The 23298-nt window shown below is 69.1% G+C and carries 20 protein-coding genes, 3 tRNA genes and 1 pseudogene; 15 read left to right on the top strand and 9 right to left on the bottom strand.

Features of this window, described 5'->3' with window-relative positions; translation table 11 throughout:
* The first annotated feature begins 37 nt into the window (after nt 1-37).
* The 3 genes from B0F77_RS23720 to B0F77_RS23710 are packed head-to-tail and all read left to right on the top strand — an operon-like array spanning nt 38 to nt 2140.
* Nucleotides 38-1315 carry a cysteine desulfurase gene (locus B0F77_RS23720; protein WP_086665169.1) on the top strand — a complete coding sequence of 426 codons (1278 nt, stop codon included), beginning with the start codon at nt 38-40 and terminating at the stop codon, nt 1313-1315.
* Nucleotide 1316: 1 nt separating this feature from the next.
* The gene (gene sufU, locus B0F77_RS23715; RefSeq protein WP_086665168.1) at nt 1317-1757 is read left to right on the top strand and encodes a Fe-S cluster assembly sulfur transfer protein SufU; all 441 of its coding nucleotides are present in this window, start codon (nt 1317-1319) and stop codon (nt 1755-1757) included.
* Nucleotides 1754-2140: a metal-sulfur cluster assembly factor gene (locus B0F77_RS23710; protein ID WP_086665167.1), complete on the top strand. Its 387-nt coding sequence runs from the start codon at nt 1754-1756 to the stop codon at nt 2138-2140. The genes sufU and B0F77_RS23710 overlap by 4 nt, the downstream gene beginning before the upstream one ends.
* Before the next feature lie 55 nt (nt 2141-2195).
* Here the strand turns inward: B0F77_RS23710 and B0F77_RS23705 are convergent, their stop codons facing one another.
* Both B0F77_RS23705 and B0F77_RS23700 read right to left on the bottom strand, forming a co-directional pair.
* Complete coding sequence (locus B0F77_RS23705) at nt 2196-3047, bottom strand: phosphotransferase (RefSeq protein WP_086665166.1); 852 nt, start codon at nt 3045-3047, stop codon at nt 2196-2198.
* Between the two features lie 2 nt (nt 3048-3049).
* Entirely contained in the window at nt 3050-3463 is a 414-nt protein-coding gene (locus tag B0F77_RS23700) for a glycine-rich domain-containing protein (protein ID WP_245848581.1), read from the bottom strand.
* 182 nt (nt 3464-3645) lie between these two features.
* Between B0F77_RS23700 and B0F77_RS50900 the strand changes: the two are divergent.
* The 6 genes and pseudogenes from B0F77_RS50900 to B0F77_RS23675 form a co-directional block, all read left to right on the top strand.
* A pseudogene (locus B0F77_RS50900) lies at nt 3646-3828 on the top strand (helix-turn-helix domain-containing protein); the annotation flags it as partial.
* Between the two features lie 3 nt (nt 3829-3831).
* Complete coding sequence (locus B0F77_RS23695) at nt 3832-4842, top strand: XRE family transcriptional regulator (RefSeq protein WP_245848580.1); 1011 nt, start codon at nt 3832-3834, stop codon at nt 4840-4842.
* 18 nt (nt 4843-4860) lie between these two features.
* Nucleotides 4861-5328, top strand: coding sequence for an NUDIX domain-containing protein (locus tag B0F77_RS23690; protein ID WP_086665164.1), 468 nt, complete (start codon nt 4861-4863; stop codon nt 5326-5328).
* 395 nt (nt 5329-5723) lie between these two features.
* A tRNA-Leu gene (locus tag B0F77_RS23685) sits at nt 5724-5797 on the top strand.
* 1 nt (nt 5798) lies between these two features.
* Nucleotides 5799-5871, top strand: a tRNA-Leu gene (locus B0F77_RS23680).
* A gap of 91 nt (nt 5872-5962) precedes the next feature.
* Nucleotides 5963-6037: transfer RNA gene (locus B0F77_RS23675), tRNA-Ile, on the top strand.
* Here the strand turns inward: B0F77_RS23675 and B0F77_RS23670 are convergent.
* Complete coding sequence (locus B0F77_RS23670; RefSeq protein ID WP_086665163.1) at nt 6019-9105, bottom strand: AfsR/SARP family transcriptional regulator; 3087 nt, start codon at nt 9103-9105, stop codon at nt 6019-6021. The genes B0F77_RS23675 and B0F77_RS23670 overlap by 19 nt on opposite strands.
* A gap of 147 nt (nt 9106-9252) precedes the next feature.
* Here B0F77_RS23670 and B0F77_RS23665 point away from each other — a divergent pair, with 147 nt between their 5' ends.
* Nucleotides 9253-10467, top strand: a complete 1215-nt coding sequence (locus tag B0F77_RS23665) for an AAA family ATPase (RefSeq protein ID WP_158102803.1) — start codon at nt 9253-9255, stop codon at nt 10465-10467.
* A gap of 45 nt (nt 10468-10512) precedes the next feature.
* On the opposite strand, the gene B0F77_RS23660 is transcribed toward B0F77_RS23665, so the two are convergent.
* Nucleotides 10513-11154, bottom strand: coding sequence for a hypothetical protein (locus tag B0F77_RS23660; RefSeq protein ID WP_143466870.1), 642 nt, complete (start codon nt 11152-11154; stop codon nt 10513-10515).
* A gap of 307 nt (nt 11155-11461) precedes the next feature.
* Between B0F77_RS23660 and B0F77_RS23655 the strand changes: the two genes are divergently transcribed.
* Genes B0F77_RS23655 through B0F77_RS23645 form a run of 3 tightly spaced genes read left to right on the top strand, consistent with a single transcriptional unit; the run spans nt 11462 to nt 14603 of the window.
* Nucleotides 11462-12685 carry a prenyltransferase/squalene oxidase repeat-containing protein gene (locus B0F77_RS23655; RefSeq protein ID WP_245848579.1) on the top strand — a complete coding sequence of 408 codons (1224 nt, stop codon included), beginning with the start codon at nt 11462-11464 and terminating at the stop codon, nt 12683-12685.
* Complete coding sequence (locus tag B0F77_RS23650; RefSeq protein ID WP_086665179.1) at nt 12682-13785, top strand: cytochrome P450; 1104 nt, start codon at nt 12682-12684, stop codon at nt 13783-13785. The genes B0F77_RS23655 and B0F77_RS23650 overlap by 4 nt, the downstream gene beginning before the upstream one ends.
* Nucleotides 13773-14603, top strand: a complete 831-nt coding sequence (locus B0F77_RS23645) for a UbiA prenyltransferase family protein (protein WP_086665159.1) — start codon at nt 13773-13775, stop codon at nt 14601-14603. Before B0F77_RS23650 ends, B0F77_RS23645 begins: the two co-directional genes overlap by 13 nt.
* Here the strand turns inward: B0F77_RS23645 and B0F77_RS23640 are convergent.
* Both B0F77_RS23640 and B0F77_RS23635 read right to left on the bottom strand, forming a co-directional pair.
* Nucleotides 14600-15400 carry an SAM-dependent methyltransferase gene (locus B0F77_RS23640; RefSeq protein ID WP_086665158.1) on the bottom strand — a complete coding sequence of 267 codons (801 nt, stop codon included), beginning with the start codon at nt 15398-15400 and terminating at the stop codon, nt 14600-14602. The genes B0F77_RS23645 and B0F77_RS23640 overlap by 4 nt on opposite strands.
* 65 nt (nt 15401-15465) lie before the next feature.
* Nucleotides 15466-18270 (bottom strand): AfsR/SARP family transcriptional regulator, encoded by a 2805-nt coding sequence (locus B0F77_RS23635; protein ID WP_086665157.1) that lies wholly within the window; start codon nt 18268-18270, stop codon nt 15466-15468.
* Between the two features lie 186 nt (nt 18271-18456).
* On the opposite strand from B0F77_RS23635, the gene B0F77_RS48055 reads away from it, so the two are divergent.
* On the top strand, nt 18457-18618 hold the full coding sequence (locus B0F77_RS48055) for a hypothetical protein (protein WP_158102802.1): 162 nt from the start codon (nt 18457-18459) through the stop codon (nt 18616-18618).
* Nucleotides 18619-18689: 71 nt separating this feature from the next.
* Here the strand turns inward: B0F77_RS48055 and B0F77_RS23630 are convergent, their stop codons facing one another.
* From B0F77_RS23630 to B0F77_RS23620, 3 genes are all read right to left on the bottom strand, one after another.
* Complete coding sequence (locus tag B0F77_RS23630; RefSeq protein ID WP_086665156.1) at nt 18690-19778, bottom strand: carboxylate-amine ligase; 1089 nt, start codon at nt 19776-19778, stop codon at nt 18690-18692.
* Nucleotides 19779-19909: 131 nt separating this feature from the next.
* Nucleotides 19910-21586: a GGDEF domain-containing protein gene (locus tag B0F77_RS23625; protein WP_086665155.1), complete on the bottom strand. Its 1677-nt coding sequence runs from the start codon at nt 21584-21586 to the stop codon at nt 19910-19912.
* A gap of 108 nt (nt 21587-21694) precedes the next feature.
* Nucleotides 21695-22672 (bottom strand): lycopene cyclase family protein, encoded by a 978-nt coding sequence (locus B0F77_RS23620; RefSeq protein ID WP_245848578.1) that lies wholly within the window; start codon nt 22670-22672, stop codon nt 21695-21697.
* 10 nt (nt 22673-22682) lie between these two features.
* Between B0F77_RS23620 and B0F77_RS23615 the strand changes: the two genes are divergently transcribed.
* Nucleotides 22683-23141 carry a nitroreductase family deazaflavin-dependent oxidoreductase gene (locus B0F77_RS23615; protein WP_086665177.1) on the top strand — a complete coding sequence of 153 codons (459 nt, stop codon included), beginning with the start codon at nt 22683-22685 and terminating at the stop codon, nt 23139-23141.
* Nucleotides 23142-23298: the final 157 nt, after the last annotated feature.

The following is a 23298-nucleotide window of genomic DNA, read 5'->3' as shown; positions in this document are numbered from 1 at the left end:
CTGTGTTGGATTTTTGCGGTAGTTGAGAGGAGGCGCTGTGACCACCACCGCAGCACCGTTGGACGTAACCGCTCTCAGAGCGGACTTCCCGATCCTGTCTCGCACCGTTCGTGACGGGAAGCGCCTGGTCTACCTGGACTCCGGCGCCACCTCGCAACGCCCGACGCAGGTTCTGGACGCGGAAAAAGCTTTCCTGCAGCAGCACAACGCCGCTGTGCACAGGGGTGCCCACCAGCTCGCGGAGGAAGCGACCGACGCGTACGAGGGTGCGCGTCAGCGCATCGCGGACTTCGTCGGCGCCGACTTCGGCGAGCTGGTGTTCACCAAGAACGCCACCGAGGGCTTCAACCTCGTGGCGTATGCGATGGGCAACGCCGCCACCTCGGGCCCCGAGGCCGCGCGTTTCGTCGTCGGTCCCGGCGACGAGATCGTCGTGACCGAGATGGAGCACCACGCGAACCTCGTTCCGTGGCAGCAGCTCGCCCAGCGCACCGGCGCGACGCTGAAGTGGTTCAAGCTGAACCCCGACGGCCGGCTCGACCTGTCCGATGTGGACAGCGTCGTCACGCCGCGCACCAAGGTCGTCGCGTTCACGCACCAGTCGAACGTGACCGGCGTGATCAACCCGGTCTCGGTGCTCGTCGCGGCCGCGCGGAAGGTCGGCGCGCTGACGGTGCTGGACGCGTGCCAGTCCGTTCCGCACGGCCCGGTCGACTTCCACGAGCTCGGCGTCGACTTCGCGTCGTTCAGCGGCCACAAGATGCTCGGCCCGTCCGGCATCGGTGTCCTTTATGGACGTCGTGAGCTGCTGGAAGCGTTGCCTCCCTTCATCACCGGCGGATCGATGATCGAGCTGGTGAAGATGGAGGGCTCGACGTTCGCCCCGCCGCCGCAGCGCTTCGAGGCCGGTTCGCCGATGACGTCGCAGGCCGTGGGCCTCGGCGCGGCGGTCGACTACCTGAGCGTCGTCGGCATGGAACGCGTCCACGCCCACGAGCACGCGCTGACCGTTGCCGCGCTGGAAGGTCTGTCCGGCATCAAGGGTGTCCGGCTGATCGGCCCGCAGGACGCGGTCGACCGGGGCGGCGCCGTGCCGTTCGAAATCGAGGGCGTCCACCCGCACGACGCCGGCCAGGTGCTCGACAGCCTGGGCATCGCCGTCCGCGTGGGCCACCACTGCGCGTGGCCGCTGCACCGCTGCCTGAACGCCCAGTCGTCGGTGCGCGCGTCGTTCTACCTGTACAACACGCTGGACGAGGTCGACGCGCTGGTCGACGGCGTCCGCGAGGCGCAGAAGTTCTTCGGGGTGGCCTGAGATGCAGCTCCAGCAGATGTACCAGGAGATCATCCTGGACCACTACAAGAACCCGCACGGCCGTGGCCTGCGCGACCCGTACGACGCGGAGTCGTTCCAGGTCAACCCGACCTGCGGCGACGAGGTCACGCTGCGCGTGCACGTGGTCGACGACGTCGTGCGGGACGTCTCCTACGACGGCCAGGGCTGCTCGATCAGCCAGGCGTCCACGTCGGTGTTGACCGACCTCGTCGTGGGTAAGCCGGTTGGCGAGGCCTTCAAGAAGATGGACGCGTTCGTCGAGCTGATGCAGGGCCGCGGCAAGGTCGAGCCCGACGAGGACGTCCTGGAAGACGGCATCGCCTTCGCCGGCGTAGCGAAGTACCCGGCACGCGTGAAGTGCGCGCTGCTGGGCTGGATGGCCTTCAAAGACGCAGTAGCACGGAGCCAGGGAGCAGCATGAGCACCGAAGAAGTGGTCCGGGGAGCCGAAGGCATGCCGGTCTTCGAGCCCAAGGCTGACGTCGCCGCGCTGGACGACGTGGAAGAGGCGATGCGCGACGTCGTCGACCCGGAGCTCGGCATCAACGTCGTCGACCTGGGTCTCGTCTACGACATCCACATCGACGACAAGAACGTCGCCACCATCGACATGACGCTCACCTCGGCGGCCTGCCCGCTGACCGACGTCATCGAGGACCAGACCCGCGCGGCCCTGACCGGCGGCGCGGGCGGCGGTCTCGTGTCGGACTTCCGCATCAACTGGGTGTGGATGCCGCCGTGGGGCCCGGAGAAGATCACCGACGACGGCCGCGAGCAGCTGCGGGCGCTCGGTTTCACCGTCTGAGTTCCCGCACGACCGAACGGCGCGCACCTCGCACGGGGTGCGCGCCGTTGCGTTTTCAGGTCAGGCCGAGTCGATGCTTGACCCAGATTCGTGCTGCAGCGGTGAGCTTCTCGCGGTGCGGCAGCGGGTCGTCCCGCTGTTTGAACTCCCAGACTCCGAGCACGGCGATCGCGAACGCGGTCCGTGCTTCGTCGTTGGCTTCCCGCCAAGCGGGAATGCTCTCCGCCCACGTCTCCGCGGCGTGCGGGTCGTGCCCGGCCTGGATCAGGCGCAGCACCAGGAACCCCGCGTCGACCCAGGCCGCACCTCGTCGTGACCACGCCCAGTCGAGGACCCGCACTCGATCCCCAACCATGATGTTCCAGGTGTGCAGATCGGTGTGCAGCAACGTGTCGCCATCGACGAACTGCTGGGCCGAGAGCTCCCACTCGACGAAGTTGTGTTCGTCCTGGAACTCGCCTGCGTGTACGAGCCGCCGCCACGCCGACAACCAGGTCCACTGCTCCGCGAAACTCGGCACGTCGACAGGACACGGAGTGAGATCCAGCGTCGCCACGGTGTTCGCGATCAGCGGTAGATCCGGAGAGCCTGGTGACAGATCCGCATGGCGTCCGTCCACGTGCTCGAAGCCCAGCAGCAGCCAACCACCAGTCTCGATCGTCCACAGCAGACGCGGTGCGGTCGATGGCAGCCAGGCATTCACTCGTGCCTCGTGACGGTGCATGCGCGACTTCGGGTTGTCCAGCTCGACACCTTTGCAGAAGACCTTGCCGTCGAGGAGGTGCAAGGTCGCGGAGAAGTCGGAGCTGGTGCCGGCAGCCGGTGTCTCGGTTGTGACAACGGCACTGCACCTGTTCTGAATCTCGGTACGAACGGATGCGGGCAACTCCGTCCACGTGCGGCGCACAGCTACCTCTTTCCGGGCGGATTCGGTGGTGGGTCGTCATGGCATCCGTTGGCGCATCCCGTGCATGAACCAGCCTGGGCTCCAGACCACAGGTCGTCGTCTATGGCGAGCCCTGTCCGAGCCAGTGCCACGATCATGTGGTCCGCACGTTCTTCAGGGATGTCGTCCGTTGGTACATGATGGATGAACCGTCCCGCGATCCGCTCGCAGAAGTCCGCGTAGTCCCTGGTGTGCAGGATGAACGTGTGCCAGCCGAGGTCGACCAACCTGCTCGGTGCCAGAGGTAAACCATCGTTGACCGCGCACGCCTTCAGGAACACCAATGCCTGGTCGACGATCCGTTCGGCAAGCTCGCGGTCGTGTCCCTCGTCGTTGACGACACGCGCGACCAGACGGTTGAAGAGGCCGTCCGGCACCAGTGACCGCCCAGACAGTCGTTGGGCGACAGGAGTGCGGTTCGTGAGGTCGCTGGCGGCGTGTTGCACTGTTGCTCCTGATGTCGTCTTGACCGACGGTGTTCACTGGTGGTGACCGTACGGTCGTTCCCTGCGACCAACCCGGAAAAGTCTTCCGGGCATCCAACGTCATGGATTGACAGATGCAGACTCGGTTGACCGTCGGCGAACGAGTGGCGTGGTTCCGCCGTCGGCGCGGCATGTCCCAAGAGATCCTCGCCGGCCTGGTCGGAAGGACAGCGGACTGGCTGCAGAAGGCGGAACGCAATCGGATCGGTCTGGACCGGGTGTCAGTGCTTCGCGATCTGGCGGACGTGCTCGGAGTGTCGGTGGCCGACCTGCTCGGCGAGGACGGACCGGCCGCTCCACGGCGTTCGCCGGAGTTGAACATCTCCGCCATGCGGGCGGCGCTGACCGGCTACGGCCGGGGCGCTGAGAGCAATGGCTCCTTGCCTTGCGAACAGTTGGAAAGGGAACTCGGCGCGGTGTGGGCCGCGTACCAGGAATCTCGGTACGGATCTGTGGTGAATCGGCTGCCCTCGCTGTTGATCGAGGCGCGAGCGGCCGCGTCGGCGACGTGTCAGAGTGATCGGCGGCAGGCGCAGTCGATCTTGGCGCTGAGTTACCAGGCAGCAACGGCGATCCTCACCAAGCTCGGGGAGGTCGACCTCGCCTGGGTCGCGGCCGACAGAGGTCTCAACACCGCACAGGCGACCGAGAATCCGTTGGTCATCTGCTCGTTGAGCCGATCAGTCGTCCATGCCCTTCAGGCCACCGGCCGGTATCAGGAAGCCGTCGCACTCGTCGACGACACGTCCTCGTCCTTCGGCCCAAAGCTTCGGAGCGGGAACGAGACGTCCGTTTCGGTCTACGGTTCGTTGTTTCTCGCCGGTTCGATCGCCGCTGCCCGGCTGGGTGACCGAACGGCGACGCGTGCCCATCTCGCACAGGCCGGTGCCGCGGCCGACAGAATGGCAGGCGACGGCAACGAGCTATGGACGTCTTTCGGGCCGACCAACGTCGCGATCCACCGAGTGGCGACTTCGATGGAGTTCGGCGACACCCACACGGCGCTGGACGTGGGTTCTGCGCTGGACACGTCAGTCCTGCCCACAGAACGTCGTGTTCGGCACTCTTTGGAGATCGCGCGAGCGTACAGCCGCAGCAATCGGAAGGACGAGGCGCTCACCACGCTCCTGATGGCCGAGCGGCTGGCGCCAGAGCAAGTTCGCGTCCACTTCCTGGCACAGCAGGTCGTCCGCGACCTGGTCCGTGCGAATCGCGGTCGTCCGAGTGGAGAACTCAGTGCCCTCGCCACCCGTCTGGGCGCGCTGAACTGAGCATGGTTGGCTTGCCGTGTGGCGGATGATCAAACGACTCGCTTCAGCCGGGCGGTGTCTGCGGCCGGTGCGCTGTTCTTCGACGACGCGGATCGAGTGATGCTCCTCGAACCGACCTACAAGAACCACTGGGACATCCCCGGTGGTTACGTCGAAGCGGGTGAGACGCCCAGCGAGGCGTGCAGACGTGAGATCGAAGAGGAGCTCGGTCTGGAGGTCGATCTCGGCCGGTTGCTGGTGGTCGACTGGGCGCCGAGTGAGGCAGAAGGGGCCAAGGTCCTGTTCGTGTTCGACGGTGGCGTGCTCGGAGCGGATCAACTGGCCGAGGTCAGCCTGGCCGCGGCGGAGATCGCTTCGTTCGAGTTCGTCGATCTCTCCGCTGCGGCCGATCGCATGATCCCCAGACTCACGCGCCGAGTGGTGTCAGCCGTACGTGCTCGCAGGACGGGGACGACCCTTTATTTGGAGCACGGCGTTGAGCTCTGATTCGTGACCAGCTGCCCCCAACCAGGCCGCTGTCCATCTTCTGAGATTCCCAATAAATGCGTTGCGACCCCGCGCGCCCCTCGCCTAACTTGATCCCATCACGACCACCAGAGATCAACCGGAGGAAGACATGCTTGCCAAGGCTCAGCTCGCGGGATGGCGAATTCTCGCCCTCATCGCCGGCGTGCTGCTGGCGGTGGCGTGGGGCTCCACGCCATGACCTGATCCCCAGGTCATGACCTCGGAGCCGCCCACGGGAAACCTGGGCGGTTTTCTTTTTGCGCACCGAAAACAATGCCGACGAGCTTCGGAAGCGGAACTGCCTCCAAAACAGTTGCCCGAGGGTTCGACTCCTTCCGTCGGTGCGGCAAAACCGAATATCGCACGAACAGAACGTGGATCTAGCCCAACTGGCAGAGGCACGTGGTTGAGGGCCATGACAGTCGGGGTTCGACTCCCCGGATCCGCACGCCCCGGTAGCCCAACGGAAGAGGCAACGCGCTCAGAACGCGTCCAGTCCAGGTTCGAATCCTGGTTGGGGCACGGCAGGACACAACTACATCGGGGGACGCGCCGGCGCGCAGGTGATCCTTGCAAGATCGCCCTGGAGGGTTCGACACCCTCGTCTTCCACCCGTCCCGTAGCTCAGCCCGGTGAGAGCGTCCGTCTGATACGCGGTAGGTCCCAGGTTCAAATCCTGGCGGGACGACCGGCCGAGGCGACCAGCAGTGTTCTGAGCTGGTCGCCTTCCGGCATGCCGATCTCCTCGTAGAGATCCGCCGCCTCGCGCCACAACGCGGCAGCCGCGGCCAGGTCACCGGTGGCCTCGCGCACGTGCCCGAGACCGGCGAGTGCGCGGGCCCTCCCGTACGCGTCGCCGAGGGACAGTGCGAGGGCCGCCTCGTGGTGTTCCTCGGCCTGGTCGAACCGGCGCATCGCCAGCGCCGCGGCGGCGATTCCGTTGAGAGCCAGGGTCTCCAGGAAGCGTGCTCCGAGCCGGCGGGCCAGTGCCAGGGCTTTGCGGAACCACCCCACGGCGTGCGCCGGCTGGTTCGTCCGCAGCAGTAGTTCGCCTTGGAAACAGAGCACTGCCGCTTCGCTGCCGAGGTCACCGGACGCGCGGTGCACGGCCAGTGCGCGCTCGACGTGGCGTTGCGCGACCCAGTGATTGCCGAGGCGGATGTGCAGGATCGAGAGGTTGCCGGACACGAAGCCCTCGCTCTGGTGGTCGCCCAGCTCCCGGCAGATCCCGGTCGCCCGCCACAGCGACACCGCCGCGTCGCGGTGGCGACCCAGCAGGGCGTACGCGAGACCGAGGTTGATCTGTTCGGTGGCCTCTCTCATCCGGTTGCCCAGCGCGATGGCCAGTGCGAGCGCACGCTCGTGGCAGCCCGCCGCCTCCCGGTAGCGGCCGCCGTTGCTGTGGACGAGCGCGACGTTCGCCAGCACCGTCAGCTCGTTCGCCGGATCGCCGGTCTCACGTGCGATGAGCAGAGCCCGGCGGCAGTGCTCGTCGGCTTCGCGGTACCTGCCGAGCCTGCCGTGCGCGATGGCGAGGCAGGACGTGGTCTTCGCTTCACCCGTCCGGTCGCCGATCTGTCTTCGGATGGCTTGCGCCGCACCGAGGTGCTCGATCGCCTCGGTATAGCGGCCGAGAGTCTCGCACACGTTGCCGAGGCTGTTCAGCGCCGCGCCGATCAGGGCGGGGTCGCCGAGACTGCGTGCGGCGTGCAGTGCGTGCTGGTAGATCGCCAGAGCCTCCGCCAGGTGGTACCCGTTGTCCAGATAGGGCCGCAGCGCCTCGAACAGTTCGAAGGCTTGGGCGTGCAGGCCGTGCGTCGCGCAGTGGGCGACCACGGCGACCAGGTTCGCCCGCTCGGTGTTGAGCCATCGCGTCGCCTGCACCTCGTCGTGCAGTGGAGGAGTCGTGACCGCGGGCGGGCGTGGTGCGCGACCACGGGCGAGGGGTAGCGCGGCCTCGGCGATGGCCGCCGCGTGCACGTAGTGGTCGACGAGTCCGGCCAGCGCGGTCTCGGCAGCGCCCGCCCGTCGTCTTCCGTAGGCGCGCAACAGGTCGTGGATCTGGAAACGGCCGGATCCGAGGCGCTGCACCAGATGCGCACGGCAGAGCTGCCCGACGAGCCGTCCGGCCTCCACCGGTGTCGTGCCCAGCAGAGCAGCGGCCGCGTAGACGTCGAAGTCGGCGCCCAGATGCCAGGTGAGCAGTTCGAAAGCCCTGGCCACAGGCGGAGGCAGCACCTGGTGGGACCAGTCGAACACCGCCGTCACGGCGGTGCGCGGATCGCCGCCGGCGTCCAGCTCGTCCAGGCCGCGCTGCCGGTCGGCGAGTGCGACGGCGAGGCCGGCGAGCGTAGTGCCGGACTGCGCGGCGAGCTCGGCGACGATGCGCAACGCCAGCGGCAGACCGGCGCAGCGTTCCGCGAGCGCGGCGACACCCTCTCGGTCACCCACGAGCCTGCCGAGCAGCGCCTGTGCCTCGTGCGGTGGCATCGGGTTCAGCGCCACGCGGTGCGCACCGTCCCGCGCGACCAGCCCGGCGAGGTCGTCGCGGCTGGTCACCACGACCAGGCAGCCCGCCATACCCGGCAGCAGCGGCCGCACCTGGTCGGCGGCACGCGCGTTGTCCAGCACGATCAGCATGCGCCGGCCCGCGATCGCCGTGCGGTACCGGCCGGACAGCTCCGCGGTGTCGAGCCCGGTCCCGATGGCGTGTTCGCCCAGCACTCGGAGGAAACCGGCGAGAGCCTGCTCCGGCGGCACCGGTGGTTCCGGTCCGTAGCCGCCCAGATCGACGTACAGACATCCGTCGGGGAACTTCGCGCGCGCACTGTGCGCCCACCGCACAGCCAGCGCGGTCTTTCCCACCGCGGCTGTTCCGACCACGGCGACGACGGCCGCCATCCCGGCCACCTGGTCGAGTGCGCGCAGCTGGTCGTCCCTGCCGATGAACGGGTCGGTGCCCGGCGGCAGCTGCCACGGCACGGGCGAGCTGACCCGCACCGGAGGGGCCAGCGCGGGATCGTCGTGCAGGATCCGTTGGTGCAGCCCCTTGATCTCGGGGCTCGGGTCGGTGCCGAGCTCCGCCGCGAGCACCTGCCGCAACTTCTCGTACGCCTGCATCGCCTCGCCCGGCCGCCCGCCGCGGTACAGCGCGAGCATCAGCTGGCCCCACAACCGTTCGCGCAACTCGTACTGCCCGACGAGCCGGTGCAGTTCGGCCGCGATCCCCGTGTGCTCGCCGAGTTCCAGGCGTGCCTGGACGCAGTCCTCGATGGCGTCGATCCACCGGTCCTCGAGCATCCGGACGGCGGGCTGGACCGCTTCCGGCACCGGCGTTCCGTCGAGCACCGGACCTCGCCACAGGCCGGTCGCCCTGGTCAGCAGTTCCGCCGCCTGTTCGTGGTCGCCGAGGGCGAGGCGGTCGTGGCCCTGCTGGGCGAGCGCGGTGAACGCGAGGACGTCGAGGTCGTCCGGTCCGGCGGTGAGCAGGTACCCGCCTTTGACCGTGTCGATGCGCGGCACGCCGTGCCCGGACCGCAGCAGCCTGCGCAGCTCGCTGACGTACGAACGGAGGTTGACGGGCGCGGACGGTGGCGGGCACCCGCCCCACAACGCGTCGATGAGCCGGCCGACCGGCACGAAAGTGTTGGCGGGCAAGGCGAGCACGCCGAGCAGCATCCTGGCCATGTGCCGCGTGGGCAACGCGGATCCGTCGTCGGACATGATCTCGACCGGCCCGAGAACGCGAAGCCTCACGAGCCGAGCTTACGGACGCGAACGACTTTCGCGTGCGCCCGATCGGAGTGAGTATTTGAGACGTACATTGGTACGTATACGGGCTCGTGTACGCGAACGGTCGATCATCTGGTGCTCATGAGGGAATTCGGCCCGAATCCTGGTCGCGTGCACGAACTTGCCGGGCTGGCAAGGGAACTGGACCTGTTGCGGGCACGCGCCGCGGCCGGGACGTTGAAGGCCAAGGTCAGTTTGGAAGACCTGACGCGGCTCGTGCGCATGCCGCGCTCGACGCTGCACAGGTACGTCACCGGGCAGACGCTGGTCCCGTCGGAGGTGCTCGACCGGATCGTCATCGCACTCGGCGCCAGTCCGGCGGAGCAACGCGACTGGAACGAGGCCTGGTACCGCGTGCACGCAGGGGTTCCGCGGCCCGTCCCGGCGGCGGTCCCGGACGCCCTGCCCGCCACCATTCGCGGGTTCGTCGGGCGCACCGCCGAACTGGCCGAGCTGGACCGTCTGCTCGACCGCGACCCGGGACTCCCGATCCTGACGCTGACCGGCCCGCCCGGGGTGGGCAAGACCGCGCTGGCCCTCCAATGGGCACAGCGGGCACGCACGCGGTTCCCGGACGGCTGCCTGTACGTGGATCTGCGCGGCTACGCACCGGATCCGCCGGTCGAGGCTTCCGCGGCGCTCGGCACGCTGCTCGGCTGCCTCGGTGACGACGTCCCGGCCGATCCCGCGGTCCGCGCCGCCCGCTACCGGTCACGGCTCGCCGGGCGGCGGATGCTCGTCGTGCTGGACAACGCTTCGTGCGCCGAGCAGGTCAGGCCGTTGCTGCCCGGGACCGGTTCGTGCGCGGTCGTCGTGACCAGTCGCGACGACCTGGCGGGCCTGGTGGCGAGGGACGGCGCCCAGCGGATCAGCCTCGACCTGCTGCCGAAGCCCGATGCGTTGGCGTTGCTGGGAAACCTGCTGGGCACGGAGCGCGTGGCCGCGAACCCGTCCGGCGTCGCGGTGCTGGCCCGGCGCTGCGGCGGCTTACCACTCGCACTCCGGGTCGCCGCCGAGGTCGGCGTCGCGCGCCCGGACATCTCGCTCGCCGACGTCGCCGACGTCTCCGGCCTCGACTGGCTGGACGCCGGCGGCGATCCCAGGTCCGGTGTGCGGGCGGTGTTCTCGTGGTCCTACCGGAGCCTGGTCCCCGACGTGGCAGCCGTGTTCCGGTTGCTGGGCAGGCATTCCGGCGGTGACCTGGCCGATCTGGCGGCCGGTCGGCTGGTGCACACCCTGGTGCGCGCACACCTGGTCAAGATCTCGTCGGGCCGCTACCAGATGCACCGGCTGCTCCGGGCCTACGCGACCGAGCTACCCGACTGAGTGGAACGGGGTGGGACGCGGGTTTCGCGCCCCACCCCGGGTCTGTCAGTACTTCGTCAGGCGCAACGCCAGGCCACAGCCGCCGGGCCGGCCGTCCGTGTCGATGCCGAGGACCACCGGCAGACCGATGGTCACCGGCTGCCACGCGTCAGAGGCACCGAGGCATTGGTTGCTGCTGTTCTCCGCCGTGAACTTCACTTCGAGCAGGACATCGGGACGGTTGTGCGCCCTGAACGTGAGATCGCACCAGCCGGGCCGGCTGTCGGAGTCCACCCGGACCGGATTGCCGAACTTGAACTCCGAGCCGACCGGGATGTCGTTCTCGCCCCAGTACCCCTCGCACTGTCCGGAGTGGCTGCCGTTGTGGGGCGACAGCTGATAGGTGAGGTGGAGCCCGGCCAGGCTGCCGTCGATGTCACCGATGCCGAACGAGAGCTGGCAGCCGCCTGACCTGTTGTCGGTGTCCAGCCGCATCGAGGCGGTCTGGTTCGGGTTCGTCACCCACGTACCCGCAGCCGGGCCGACGCACTGCCCGTTGTTGCTCTCGTCGATCAGCTTGACCCCCAGGAACGTCGGCAGGCCCTGGACCCCGACGGGCTCGGCGCTCGCCGCCCCGGCGCCCGACACGGTCATCGCGCCCGCCGTCAGCAGCGCGCACGCCAACGCCGTCAGCCTTCTACTGAACATGAACCACTCCCATGGTCGCCGCCTCCGTCAGCGGCCTGACCGGCCGCGACCTGCCGAGTGCACCAGTGCGACACCCCGGACCCGGCTCCAGCGGGACAGTCCGGGACATTCCGGGACGCGGACACCGTTCTCGCCGTTCAAACCACACGGCTGGGTGGTCCGCTGAACGGCCCAAGGCCTTGCGGGCTGGATGGCGCAGAGTGCTACTCTCTGTGGTCCTAGGGTTACGCAGTTGCTATCTCCGGGGGCCGCCATGAGCCTGCTAGCGCAACTGACAGACGATCCCTGGGGCGGTGTTTCACCGTCCGTGTACGAGACGGGCAGACTCGTCGCCCTCGCCCCCTGGCTGAAGGGCCACGAAGCGCGGATCCGCTACCTCGTCGACACCCAGCACCCGGACGGCACCTGGGGCGGTCCCGGCGAGTACGCGCTGGTCCCGACCCTCAGCGCGGTCGACGCTCTCAAAGAACATCCGGCGGCGCGCAAGGGTCTCCTGGCGCTGCGCAGGCTGCTCAGCCTCCCGCTGAAACTCCCGGACACGGTCGCCGTCGAACTCATCGTGCCCGCGCTCGCCGACAGACTCGGCCTGCGCACGCCGTTCGACCCGCGCCCGTTGCACGCTCTCAGACAACGCCCGCTGCCGGAGAAGCTGTGGCACACCCTGGAGATCTTCGGCCCTCGCCCCGAGGTCAGGGGAGTGAACGGCATCGTCGCCGCCAGTCCCGCCGCGACCGCCGTCCAGCTGCAGGGGCCCAGACCGGGTGCGAGCCTCGACTACCTCGAAGCCGTCCAGCACCGGCACGGCGGCCCGGTGCCCGCGGGCGTGCCGGTCCCGTTGTTCGAACGGTCCTGGATCATCGTCGCGCTGAAGTCCGCGGGTCTCGACGTCCCCGACCCGATGGCGGACCAGATCAGAGCCGCGTTCACCCGCGACGGCGCCGCCGGGGGACCGGGACTTCCCGCCGACGCCGACGACACCGCCACGGCGTTGCACGCGCTGGCGTTGTGCGACAGCCCCCGCCCCACCGAAGCACTCGGCCGTTACCGGGAAGCCCGCCACTTCGCCTGCTTCCCGAACGAGCGCACGCCGTCGACCAGCACGAACGCCCACGCGCTGCAGGCACTCGGCCACGACCGGCTGCTCGAGGAGTGGCTGCGCGACATGCGGCAACCCGGCGGTTTCTGGCTCGACAAGTGGCACGCCTCGCCCTACTACGCGACCGCGTGCGTCACGAACGCCTTGCAAGGCAACGAAAAGGCCGTCGACTGGGTGCTGCAGACGCAGAACGCCAACGGCTCGTGGGGCCGGTGGGAAGGCACCTACGAGGAGACGGCGTACGCGATCCGGATCCTGTCGCATTCAGCACGGGACGTCGGCAGGGCGATGGTCCGCGGGGCGAACTTCATGCAGGAGTGGGGAGACCGCCCGCATCCACCGTTGTGGCACGACAAAGACCTTTACGCGCCAACGAGAATCATTCAGGCGGAAGGCACGGCGGCGCTCCACCTCGCATGCGCGGTGTGCCGATGAACCGCACAGAGCTGAGGTTCACCCTGCGGCTGATCCCGTTCCTGGACTCCGTGGAGGACCTGGAGGACGGCCTGGTCAAGCTGCGGGACCGGCGCTGGCTCGTCTGGCACCCGGACGTGATGGCCGCGCTGTTCCGCAACGACCGCGAGCTGCGGCATCCGCCGAGCCGCACGCTGAGTCCGTTGCTGGGCAACCGTTCCGTGCTGTGGCTCGACGGCGCCGAGCACGCCGCGTACCGGCGCACGCTCGCGCCCATGTTGCGCGGCGGCAGATATCAGGCGCTGATCGACGAGATGGTCGAGCGCTCCATCGCCGAACTGCCGAGCGGTGACCCGGTGGGTCTCGCCGCCTGGTCCAGAAAACTCACGCTCAGGATCATCGGCCGCATCGTCTTCGGCGTGGACGACGACGAGCTGCTCACCGCGTTCACCGGCTGGCTCGACCGCCGCCTCGGCAGCCGCGTCCGCACCCTCGCGCACCGCTGCCTGACGCCCGGCGCCACCAGATCAGACCCGGAGCTCGACCGAAGACTCCTGCACCGCGCCCACACCGCCGAACCACCCGCGCTCGCCGCTCACCTGCCACCGGCGGACCTGCGCGACCAGGTCGTCTCACTTCTGTTCGCCGGCCACGAGACCACGGCGTCCGCCACCGCCTGGACCGTGTACTGGATCGACCGCACACCCGGACTGGCCGAGCGACTCGCCGACGACAGCGCGCTGCTCGAAGCCACGATCACGGAGTCGCTCCGGCTGTCTCCGCCCGCGACGCTCGCCGGAAACCGGATGAGCGAGGAAGGCATGGTGCTCACCCCGAGCATCTACCTCGCCCACCGCCGCGCCGCGACCTACCCGCACCCGCACGTGTTCGACCCGGCCAGGACACCACCGCCGCCGGGCGCGTTCTTCCCGTTCGGCGGGGGAGTGCGGCACTGCCCCGGCAAGGACCTGGCGCTCACCGAGATCCGGACGATCGTGACCGCCCTGCTGCGGCACCGGCGGATCCGGCTCAGCATCCCGCACCCCCGCTCACCCCAGTTGCGGGGCGCCGCGATGGCGCCGCCGCCGAGCCTCGCGATGGTGGCCACTTGTCGGCGCTGACCTACCTCCACCGTCTGGAGCACCCCTTCGGCATGCACTACGCGTGCTGCGCCGCGTGGGGTGCCTGCTATGCCACGAGATTCGACCTCGCCGTGGTCATCGCGGTGCTGGCGAACTTCGTCGCGATCATCTCCGGCAACCCGCTCAACGCCTACGCCGACCTCCGCAACGACATCCACACCGCGGAGAAACGGCATCTGGCCCAGGCGGTGCAGGAGATCGGCGCGACCAGGGTCCTCGCGCTGGCGATCTTCGAGATGATCTTCGCCGAGGCACTGGCGATCGCGGTGTCGTGGCGGGTGGCGGCCGGCGTCGGGTTGATCCTGGTGCTGTATCTGGCCTACAACCTCGAACCGATCAGGTTGAAGCGGCGCGGCTATTCCGGTCCGGTGGTGCTGGCGATCGCGGCCGGGCTGCTGCCGAGCGTCACCGCCTACGCGGCGGCCGGGGGACAGCCGGATCCGGCGGTGTGGCTGGTGTTCTCCGGTGTCGCCGCTCTCGCGACCGGCAGAGCACTCTGGTGGGCCGTGCCGGACCGCGCCGGCGACGCCCGTGTCGGGTCCAGAACGCCCGCGGTCATGTACGGCACAAGACATGCGATCAACGCGACGACACAGCTGACGGTGGCCGGGTTGCTGCTCGTCGGCGGCGGGTTGTGGTTCCGGTTCGGGCCGTTCTGGGCGGCCGTCGGCGTGGTGGCGTGCTCGGCCTTCCTGCTCGCGCGCGATCTGCCGACGGCCAGGAAGCAGTTGCGTTACGGCATGTCGATGGCCGTCGCGTCGACGATCGTGCTGGCCGCCATCCCGTTGCTCGCCTAGGGTTTGCGCGCCAGCCCGCCGCAGCCCTGGAAGTGTTCCGGATTGCGGTCCTGGTCCTCGTCGGGATCCGGTTCCCACAACGGAATCGGCACCACCCCCGGCGACAGCAGTTCCATGCCGTCGAAGAACTGCACGACCTGCTCCGGGTACCGGAACGTGAACGACGGCAGCGGCTGGTCTTCGTACATCGAGCCGAACATCCCCACGGCGGCCAGCATGAACGGGTCGCGGCACGTGTGCGAGAGCCCGAGATAGCTGCCGGGTACCAACGCGTCCATGTACTTCGCCAGCACCTTGTGCGGTTCGGCGCTGTCCGGGACGAAGTGCAGCACGTCCAGCACCAGCACGGCGACCGGCTCGGTCAGGTCCAGCGTCCCGCGGACCTCCGGCGACTCCAGCACCTTCTCGGGCTGGCCGAGATCGGCGCACAGGTACGAGACGTTCGGCCGGCCCGCGACGATCTCGCGTCCCTCGCCCGCCACCGCGGGGTCGATCTCCACGTACACCACGCGCGCACCCGGCGCGACGAGGTGGACGTTGTCCGCGGTGGGCAGGCCGGAGCCGAGGTCGATGAACTGCCGCACGCCCAGCGCCGTCAGTCTCCTGACCACCCTGCCGAGGAACGCGCGATGCGTGCGGCACAGGTACGGCAGGTGCGGTGCCGCGGACACGAGGTGGGCCGCCAGTTCCTGGTCGGCCTCCGTGTTGTGGGTGCCGCCGAGCCAATAATCCCTGACGCGTGCGGTGTTGGGTTTGTCCGGACCGTTCACTCCCGGTGCCCAGATGGGGGTGGCCACGGGGACTAACTACCGGATCGAGGCTTGGAGGCACACCAAGCCGACCAAAGGTGTACCTGATCGGGTTAATAATGCCCGAATTGATCTCGGGTTCTGACCGGTTGTGGTGCCACCAGCTCGTCGAGTTGCCGTCGTACCCGCTCGGCGTCGCCGTCGCGGCCGTGCTCCCGGTACAGCCCGAGCGCCTCCTGCCAGGCCGCGCGGGCCTGCTCGCGTTGTCCGAGGGCCGCGTGCGGATGGCCGAGGTTGTCGAGGGTTTCCGCAGCCATGCTGGTGTGGCCGAGGGTTCGGTACAGGGCCAGGGCCTCGTCGTAGAGCTCGACGGCCTCGGCGTGGTCGCCGGTGCGGTGGGCGATGAACCCGAGGCTGTCCAGGGTAGCCGCCTCGCCAGAGCGGTTGTGGTGCTTGCGGTGCAGGCCGAGCGCGGCGCGGCAGTCGTCGCGTGCGGTGTCGAAGTCGCCCAGCCGCGCGGCGTACCACGCCGTCTGGCTGAGCGAGTCGGCTTCCCGCACCGGCAGGCCGAGCGCGCGGTAGAGGCCGAGGGCCTGGCGGGCGTGGTCCAGGGCCCGCCGGTCGTCTCCCCGGTCGCTCCAGACCGACGCGAGCGTCCGGTGGGCGTGTGCCTGTTCGGTGGGGTCGTCCCGGCGCACGGCCAGGTCGAGTGCCTGGCAGAGGTGCTCGGTGGCCTCCTCGTGCAGTCCCAGCCGGGAGCAGGCGTTGCCGAGATTTCTGCGGGCGCTGGTGCGGGCGGGGCCGGGCAGGTGTGCGGCGGCGTCCAGCGCCGCCCGCCAGAAGACGAGCGACTCGCGCCCGTAGCCACGCCGGTGGTGGAAGGTCTCCAGGCACCAGGCGAGGTGCCAGACGACCTGATGGCGACCGGCGGCGGCAGCGGCGCGTTGGGTGGCCAGAAGGGTGGCGTACTCGGCCTCCAGCCAGGCCATCGCGGCCGCGGCGTCCGGCAGCGGGTGCGGCCCGACGCCGGGCGCCGGCGGATCCGGCGGCACCAGTTGGCGGTGGGAGTCCAGCAGGCGGTCGGCGGCGTGAGCGGTGTGCAGGTGGAAGTCCATCACTCGCGCCAGGGCGGTGCTCCGGACGTCCTCGGGCAGGTCGTTCGCGGTCAAGGCGGCAAAAGCGCGGATCAGGTCGTGCATCGCGTACCGGCCGTGCGGTCGCCGTTCGACCAGCGACGCCTCCTCCAGCGCTGCCAACGTTTTTCGCGCACGGGCCGCGGGAAGTCCGGTGAGCGCGGCCACGGCGGGCAAGGTCGTGTCGCTGCCGGGGGCGATGCCCAGCAACCCGAACATCGTGCGTTGTTCGTCGCTGAGCCGGCGCAGCGACCAGGACAGCACGGCGGGCAGGCTGGCTGCCGGATCGGTGTCGTGGTCGAGCATCTCCAGGCCCAGCTCGCGCAGTTCGGCGGCGAGCTCGGCCAGGCAGGTGCCGGTCCGGGCGGCGGCGTGCCGGGCGGTGATCGACAGGGCGAGCGGGTAGCCCCCGCACAGTTCGACCAGCTCGTCGACGGCGCCGGGCTCGGCGGCGACGCGCCCGGTGCCCAGCCGCGCGTCCAGCAGGGCGCGGCCCTCGGCGCGGGCCAGGACGTCCAGTCGCAGGTGGCGGGCGCCGTACCGGTCGATCAGGGAAGCGAGCCGGTGGCGGCAGGTCACCAGCACGGTGCACCCCGGGCTGCCCGGCAGCAGCGGCGTCACCTGGTCGGCCGTGGCGGCGTTGTCCAGCACGACCAGCATTCGCCGTCCCGCGACCAGGCTGCGGTACAGCGCTGCCCTGGCGTCCAGGTCGACCGGAACGCCGTCCGGGGTGACGCCCAGCGCGGTGAGGAAACCGAACAGCGCGGCGTCGGGCGCCACCGGCTGCTCGACGGGAGTGAAACCGCGCAGGTCGACGAAGAGCTGCCCGTCGGGGAACCGGTCGGCGTGCGCGTGCGCCCACCGCAGCGCGAGCCACGTCTTGCCGATCCCGCCGGCGCCACCGATCGCCGAGATCACCACGGTGGCGGGCTCGGCGACCAGCGCCTTGTCCAGGCGGGCCAGCTCGGTGCCGCGGCCGGTGAACCACCGCGGCGGCACGGGCAGCTGACGCGGCAACGGCGGTACCGCGGTGGTGTGGACGACCGAGGACCGGGTGAGAGCGGGATCGGCGCCGAGGATGCGCTGGTGCAGGTCTTGCAGTGCGCTACCGGGTTCGCTGCCCAGTTCCTCGACCAGCCGCTCGCGCAGCCGCCGGTACCTGGCCAGGGCGTCGGCGGTGTGCCCGGAGCGGTGCAGGGCCAGCATCAACTGACCGGCCACGCGTTCGTCCAGGACGTCGTTGTCCGCCAGCGCGCACAGCTGGGGCAGCACTTCGGCGTGTCTGCCGCAGCGCAACGCGACGTCGAGCCGGTCGAGCAGGGCCGCGGTCCGTTCTCCCTCCAGGCCGGTGCGCACGGTCGCCAGCCACTCGGTCCGCAGACCGGCGAACGGCTCACCTCTCCACAGCGCCAGGGCCTGGTCGAACAGATCGAGGGCCTGATCGTCACCCGCGGCACGGGCGGCGGCGATCAGGTGGCGGAACCGGTGGAGGTCCACGACGTCCGTGCCGGCGAGCAGCACGTAGCCGCTGGGGCGGCGCTCGATCGCGATGCCCTCCGGTGACAGCAGCAACCGCAGTCGCGACAGGTAGGTCCGCACGACCTGCCGGCTCCGGTACGGCAGGTGCTGCTCCCAGACGCGTTCCAACAGCTGGTCGACCGTGACGACCTGGTTGGCCTCCACCGCCAGCACCGCGAAAACGCACCGCTGCCGTGCGTGCCCCACCTCGATTCGGCGGTCACCGATCCACGCGCTGACATCGCCCAGCACCCGAAGCTCGACCATCACAGCCCCCGGAAACCACCCTGCCGCAATTCCCGCAAGATCGTGGGGGTTTCGCGAAAACCACTCCTACCAGCGCGTTCCACGATCATGATGCGTTTACTGGATGCGCTCCATCCATTCTCTTGGCAGGCCGGAAACGAGATCTGGTCCGAACTCAGGAATTCCAGGGGGAAGAGAATGCAGCGAGTGACCAATGCGATTCGCCGGAGTGCGGTGGTCGTGACGATCGTGGGCCTGGCCGCACTGGGTCTCGGGCCGGTTGCGCAGGCCGCCACCACCGACCCGGCGACTCCGGACGGGAAAGAGCAAAGCGTGCCGGCAGGACCGCCGACCAACTGGACGCCGTGAGCACGCAGACCACGCGCGACCAGTAGCAACCGGCGCGGCAGTCCGACCGGACCGGGCTGCCGCGCCGGTCCCTACACCGGAGCGGTCTGCGCGACCAGGAAGCCCACCACGTCGTCCAGCCTGCCGCGGCGCGCGAACGCCCTGCGCTGCCTGGCCGCACCCGTGCCGTCGAGCAGCAACCTGTCGATCCCGTCGGTCACCATCTCGTAGTCGCCTGCGAACTCCAGCATCGGCCGCACCCACCGCAGCAACGACGCGGCGATCGTGGACGCGGGCGTCGGCGAGCCGGTGACCGGGTCGATGCCGAACCCCGCGAGGCCGTCCCGCGCGGCCCGCCACATCGCGACCTTCAGCAGGTGCGGAGGGACGTGCACGGGCGTGGCACCGGAATTCAGTGCGGTGGCGGCGATCGCGCGCACCAGCGCGGCCATCAGCACGGCTTCCTCGACCGTCGGCGCGACGTCGGACACCCGCAGTTCGAGCGTGGGGTGACGGGCGGAGAGCCGGACGTCCCAGTAGAGCATCCCGGCGTCCATCGCCGCGCCGCTCGCGACGATCTCCTCCCGTGCCGCGTAGTACTCGGCCGCGGAGTCGAACTGCGGCGGCGCACCCGAAGTGGGCCAACGGTTCCAGACCACGTAGCGCCAGCTCGCGTAGCCCGTGTCACCGTCGAGCCAGTACGGCGAGTTCGCGCCGAGCGCCAGCAGTGTCGGCAACCACGGCCGCAGGTGGTTGCTCACGAAGATCTTCGACTCGTCGTCGGGCAGCCCGATGTGCACGTGGCAGCCGCAGATCGCGAGGTCGTTGGTGAGCGCTCCCATCTCCTGCGCCATCCGGTGGTAGCGCGGGGAGTTCGTCAGCGGCGTCGGCATCGTCAGGCCCAGCACGGGCGTTCCGGTCGCTGCGAGCCTGGCGTCGTGGCGCGCGGCCCGTTCGATCAACGCCCGGCGCGCTTCGGCGAGTTCGTCCCGCAACTCACCCATGTCCGTGCAGACACCACTGGCCGATTCCACCTGGTACTGCGCGATTTCCGGCTGCAGGTCGACCTGGAAGCGGTCGGCTCCGGCGAGCACTTCGTTGGCGCGGTTGGCCAAATGGCCGGTGGAGGCTTCGACGAGGACGAATTCTTCTTCCACTCCAACGCTGAGGAGGCCGTCCATGCTCGTGCGTTGCGCGGGTACCGATTGAGTTCTGCTGCCGACCTGCACGCCGAACCTCCTGTGCGCTGAGTAGCGACCTCGATGCTATGAGTGATCAGGCCGTGGCACAGGATGCGTTTGGGTTGTACTTGTCAACTCACCGCGCGTTGCGCGACACCACGCAGCACATCGCGACGATCGCTGCCCGGCCGGCCCATGACCCAGCTCGACCCGGCGAGTGACTTCGCGTGTTCCTTCACTGGCGCCAGCAACCGCGACACCTCGCGATACGACCCGACTGACCCCGGGGCACAGATAAGGGTCGCAAGAGAGAGGGTGACGTGTCGTCCCTCCGCCGTGTACGGCTTGTCGAGCAAACGAGCACTCAGCGGCACCGTTTCGTCGAGCCCGGCGAGGATGAGGAAGTCGTCACCGCCCACGTGCCCGACCTGCACGCCGGGAAACGCGTGCGCGAGGTCCGCCAGGTCGTGCCCGATCTCGCGGATCAGGTCGTCGCCGGCCGCGAACCCGACCGTGTCGTTCACCAGCTTGAAGCTGTCGACGTCCAGCCAGGACACCGCGAAGATCTCGCCGGCCTCGATGCGCCGGTCGACCTCCTTCGCGATCGCGTCGCTGCCCGGCAGACGCGTGAGCGGACTCAGAGCCGCCGCCTGCTCCACTTTGAGCTCTGCGACCCCGCGCACAACGTCCGCAACGCGCACAACACCCATGCACCGCTCGTTGTGGTCCACGACGATGAGGTCGTCGTTGGTGCGTTCACGGTTCGCGTGCGCCACCAGGTCGAGCAGTTCAAGGGCCGACGACTCAGCGCCGATGATGTGCGGCTTGTCCGCGAGCCGTGCGGCTTCTCTTTTCGCGTGCAGCGCGTGCCCGTACGGCCCGGTGACCGCGAGCAGGAACCGGTTGCGGTCCACCGACCACTTCGGGCGCCCCTCGTCGTCGATGAGCACGACACCGGTGATGGACGGCTGTGTGGAGAACACCTCGCGCACGTCCTCGCTCGTGGCGTGCTCGGGCAACGTCGTGGCGGGGTGCAGGAAAGCCGTGATCCGCGGGCCTGTGTTGCTCCGCCGGATCTCCCCGGTCTCGGTGACCGCCTCGGGTGCGATGCGGGCGTTCACCGCCGGTCTGCGCTGCGGCGGCGCGAGCATGTTGCCCTGTGCGTACCCCACGCCCAGCTTGCGCAGGTAGGTCAGCTCCGCCTCGGTCTCCACACCTTCGGCGACAACCTGGCCACCGGTGTACTCGCCCAGGTGCACCAACGACTTCACCAGCGCGCCGCGTGCGGCGTCGCCGGGCAGCGTGCGGACGATCTCGCGGTCGAGCTTGATGTAGTCGGGGCTCGCGCTGGTCAGCAGCCCCAGTGGCACGTCGCCCTCGCCCACGCAGTCGAGCGCGATGCGGAAGCCGTTGTTCCGCAACGTCTGCATCCCACGAGCGAGACGCGCGCGGTTCGCCCGTGAGTACGGCTCGCCGACCTCGATGACGATGCTGTCCGGCGCGCGGCCGGCGTCCCTGAGCGCGCCGTACAGCGGGCTCATGATCTCGGGCTTGTCCGCGACCGTGATCGCGAGCAGGTTGACGTGCAACGGCAGCATGAGGTCGAAGTCGGCCGCGGAGCGAATGGCGCGGCAGGCGAGTCCGACGTCGGCGTTGGCCAGCAGACCGGCCTGGAAGGCGGCCTGGAGCAGATCCTGCACGCTGCCGTCGTGCGGCCGGGCCAGAGCCTCCACCGCGACGACGCCCCCGGTGTTCAGGTTGAACAGCGGCTGGAAGGCGAACCTGACGTCATCCAGCAATGCGGGCACGTCTCAAATCGTGCCGGTGCGAACGACCTGGTCGGAAGAGGGTTAACCAGCTGTTCACGATGTTGGCGGCGACTCGCCACTGCCCGACTGCGTTCGGTGATCCGGTGCTCACGCTGGGAGTGCGCCGAGGGCCAGCTTCCACCTGAGCTTCGCCGGAGCCGTTCGGAACAGAGTGGACATGGCCGCCGTGGTGCCGGTGACGTCCTCGCGGCCCGAAAGGTAGGCGCGCTGCAGTTCTGCCGGGAGCCGGAAGAAGAGTTCGAAGAAGTCCCTGGTCTCGTCGGCGTCCATGCGGAGCAGCGCTTCCAGGCCCAGCCGCCTCAGGGCGTGCACGACGCGGGCCTTGGGCGACCAGATGACGTGCTTCGGGTTCTCGCCGGCTTTGACGGCCTGGGCGACCTTCGGCGCGAGGGCCAGTGACGTGGCGACGCTGTAGCCGGTCGCGGGATGGATGAGGCCTGCCGCCGCACCGAACGTGAGGCCCTTCTGCCGTGGTGCGTCCAAGGGGAATCGGACGCGCTCCTCCCGTTGGCCTGCTTCTAGCCGTGTGTGAAGCCTCGCGCGGAGCTCGCTGAGCGGCATACCCGGCCGTCTGGCCAGACAGGTCTCCTCAACCAGGACCTTGTCGTGGCCGAGCGGGACTCTGTAGAGGAACGTGTCGCCGTTGCGCCAGTCCATCAGAGTGGTCTCGGTGTTGTTGGACTCGATGACAGTGCCTACGGCCGTTTGCTCGGCACGGCCTTTGCGCGCGCCTGTGGCATTGAACGTGTAGCGCGCCGTCGTTGGTCGTTGGAGCACGGTGACTGCTTCTGGCAGTTCATGCAGACGCGCGTTGTCGAGCACGACGTAGGTGCGTGGGAGCAGGTGCTCATCGCGTGCGTACGCGCGGACCACTGAGCTTGTGGCGGCTACCGGTGTGTCTGGTGGGAGCTCGTCGGCCCACGCGCCGTAGGTGGCTGACCAGATGCGGTGCGGGTGACGGTCGACTATCGCCGTGTGGAGGCCTTCCTGTGCACAGGCGCGTGCGAGCGCACGGCCGGCTGGACCTCCGCCAATCACCACCACGTCGAACACCACGAGGTCCATGATTGACCTTGTGGCCAAGACCTACCGCCAGACCCTCGTACGCCGCGTCGGCAACGTCGTCATCAGTCGCGCTGTTTCGCTCGGCATCGCGCCCTCCTACTACGTGCTGCTTTCCATCCGTGGCCGGCGCAGTGGTGCGGAGCGCACGATCCCGATCCGTCTGATGCGCCATGACGGGCAGGAGTGGCTCGTCGCGCCGTACGGCGTTCGCGACTGGGTGCGCAACGCACGGGCTGCCGGTTCGGCGGTCCTGCGAAGGGGACGTAGGTCACGTCAGGTTCGTTTGGTGGAGGTTTCCGCCGCCGTTGCGGCGCCCGTGCTGGCCGCTTATGTGCGCAAGGAGCCGGTGACTAGGCCTTTCTTCGACGCACGCGTCGGCGACCCGGTCTCGGCGTTCGAAACGGAGGCTCACCGCCATCCGGTCTTCCAGGTGGAGAACGTGCAGGTCAGCGGTGGTTCCGGGGCTTAGGTGACCCCCCGATTTGGAGATCGAAACTGGCCCGTGTAATGTTCTCCAAGTCAGAGCGACACCGGCCGGAAAACAAGCCGGAACGAGCCTGGCAACACAAGCCCCGGAAGTAACCAGCTAAAAGCTGGCGTGACTGCGGTGAGCGCGTGTTCTTTGA

Source organism: Lentzea kentuckyensis, from assembly GCF_002150765.1.
Classification (GTDB): domain Bacteria; phylum Actinomycetota; class Actinomycetes; order Mycobacteriales; family Pseudonocardiaceae; genus Lentzea; species Lentzea kentuckyensis.
Note: the sequence above shows the minus strand (reverse complement) of the source record. Positions and strands in the feature narration are given on the sequence as shown.

What these genes read in the sequence shown, in the direction of transcription:
- sufU (WP_086665168.1), top strand. Translation starts at nt 1,317, where the DNA reads ATGCAGCTCCAGCAGATGTACCAGGAGATCATCCTGGACCACTACAAG.
- B0F77_RS23710 (WP_086665167.1), top strand. Translation starts at nt 1,754, where the DNA reads ATGAGCACCGAAGAAGTGGTCCGGGGAGCCGAAGGCATGCCGGTCTTC.
- B0F77_RS23660 (WP_143466870.1), bottom strand. Translation starts at nt 11,154, where the DNA reads ATGTTCAGTAGAAGGCTGACGGCGTTGGCGTGCGCGCTGCTGACGGCG.
- B0F77_RS23650 (WP_086665179.1), top strand. Translation starts at nt 12,682, where the DNA reads ATGAACCGCACAGAGCTGAGGTTCACCCTGCGGCTGATCCCGTTCCTG.
- B0F77_RS23635 (WP_086665157.1), bottom strand. Translation starts at nt 18,270, where the DNA reads ATGGTCGAGCTTCGGGTGCTGGGCGATGTCAGCGCGTGGATCGGTGAC.
- B0F77_RS23630 (WP_086665156.1), bottom strand. Translation starts at nt 19,778, where the DNA reads ATGGACGGCCTCCTCAGCGTTGGAGTGGAAGAAGAATTCGTCCTCGTC.
- B0F77_RS23620 (WP_245848578.1), bottom strand. Translation starts at nt 22,672, where the DNA reads ATGGACCTCGTGGTGTTCGACGTGGTGGTGATTGGCGGAGGTCCAGCC.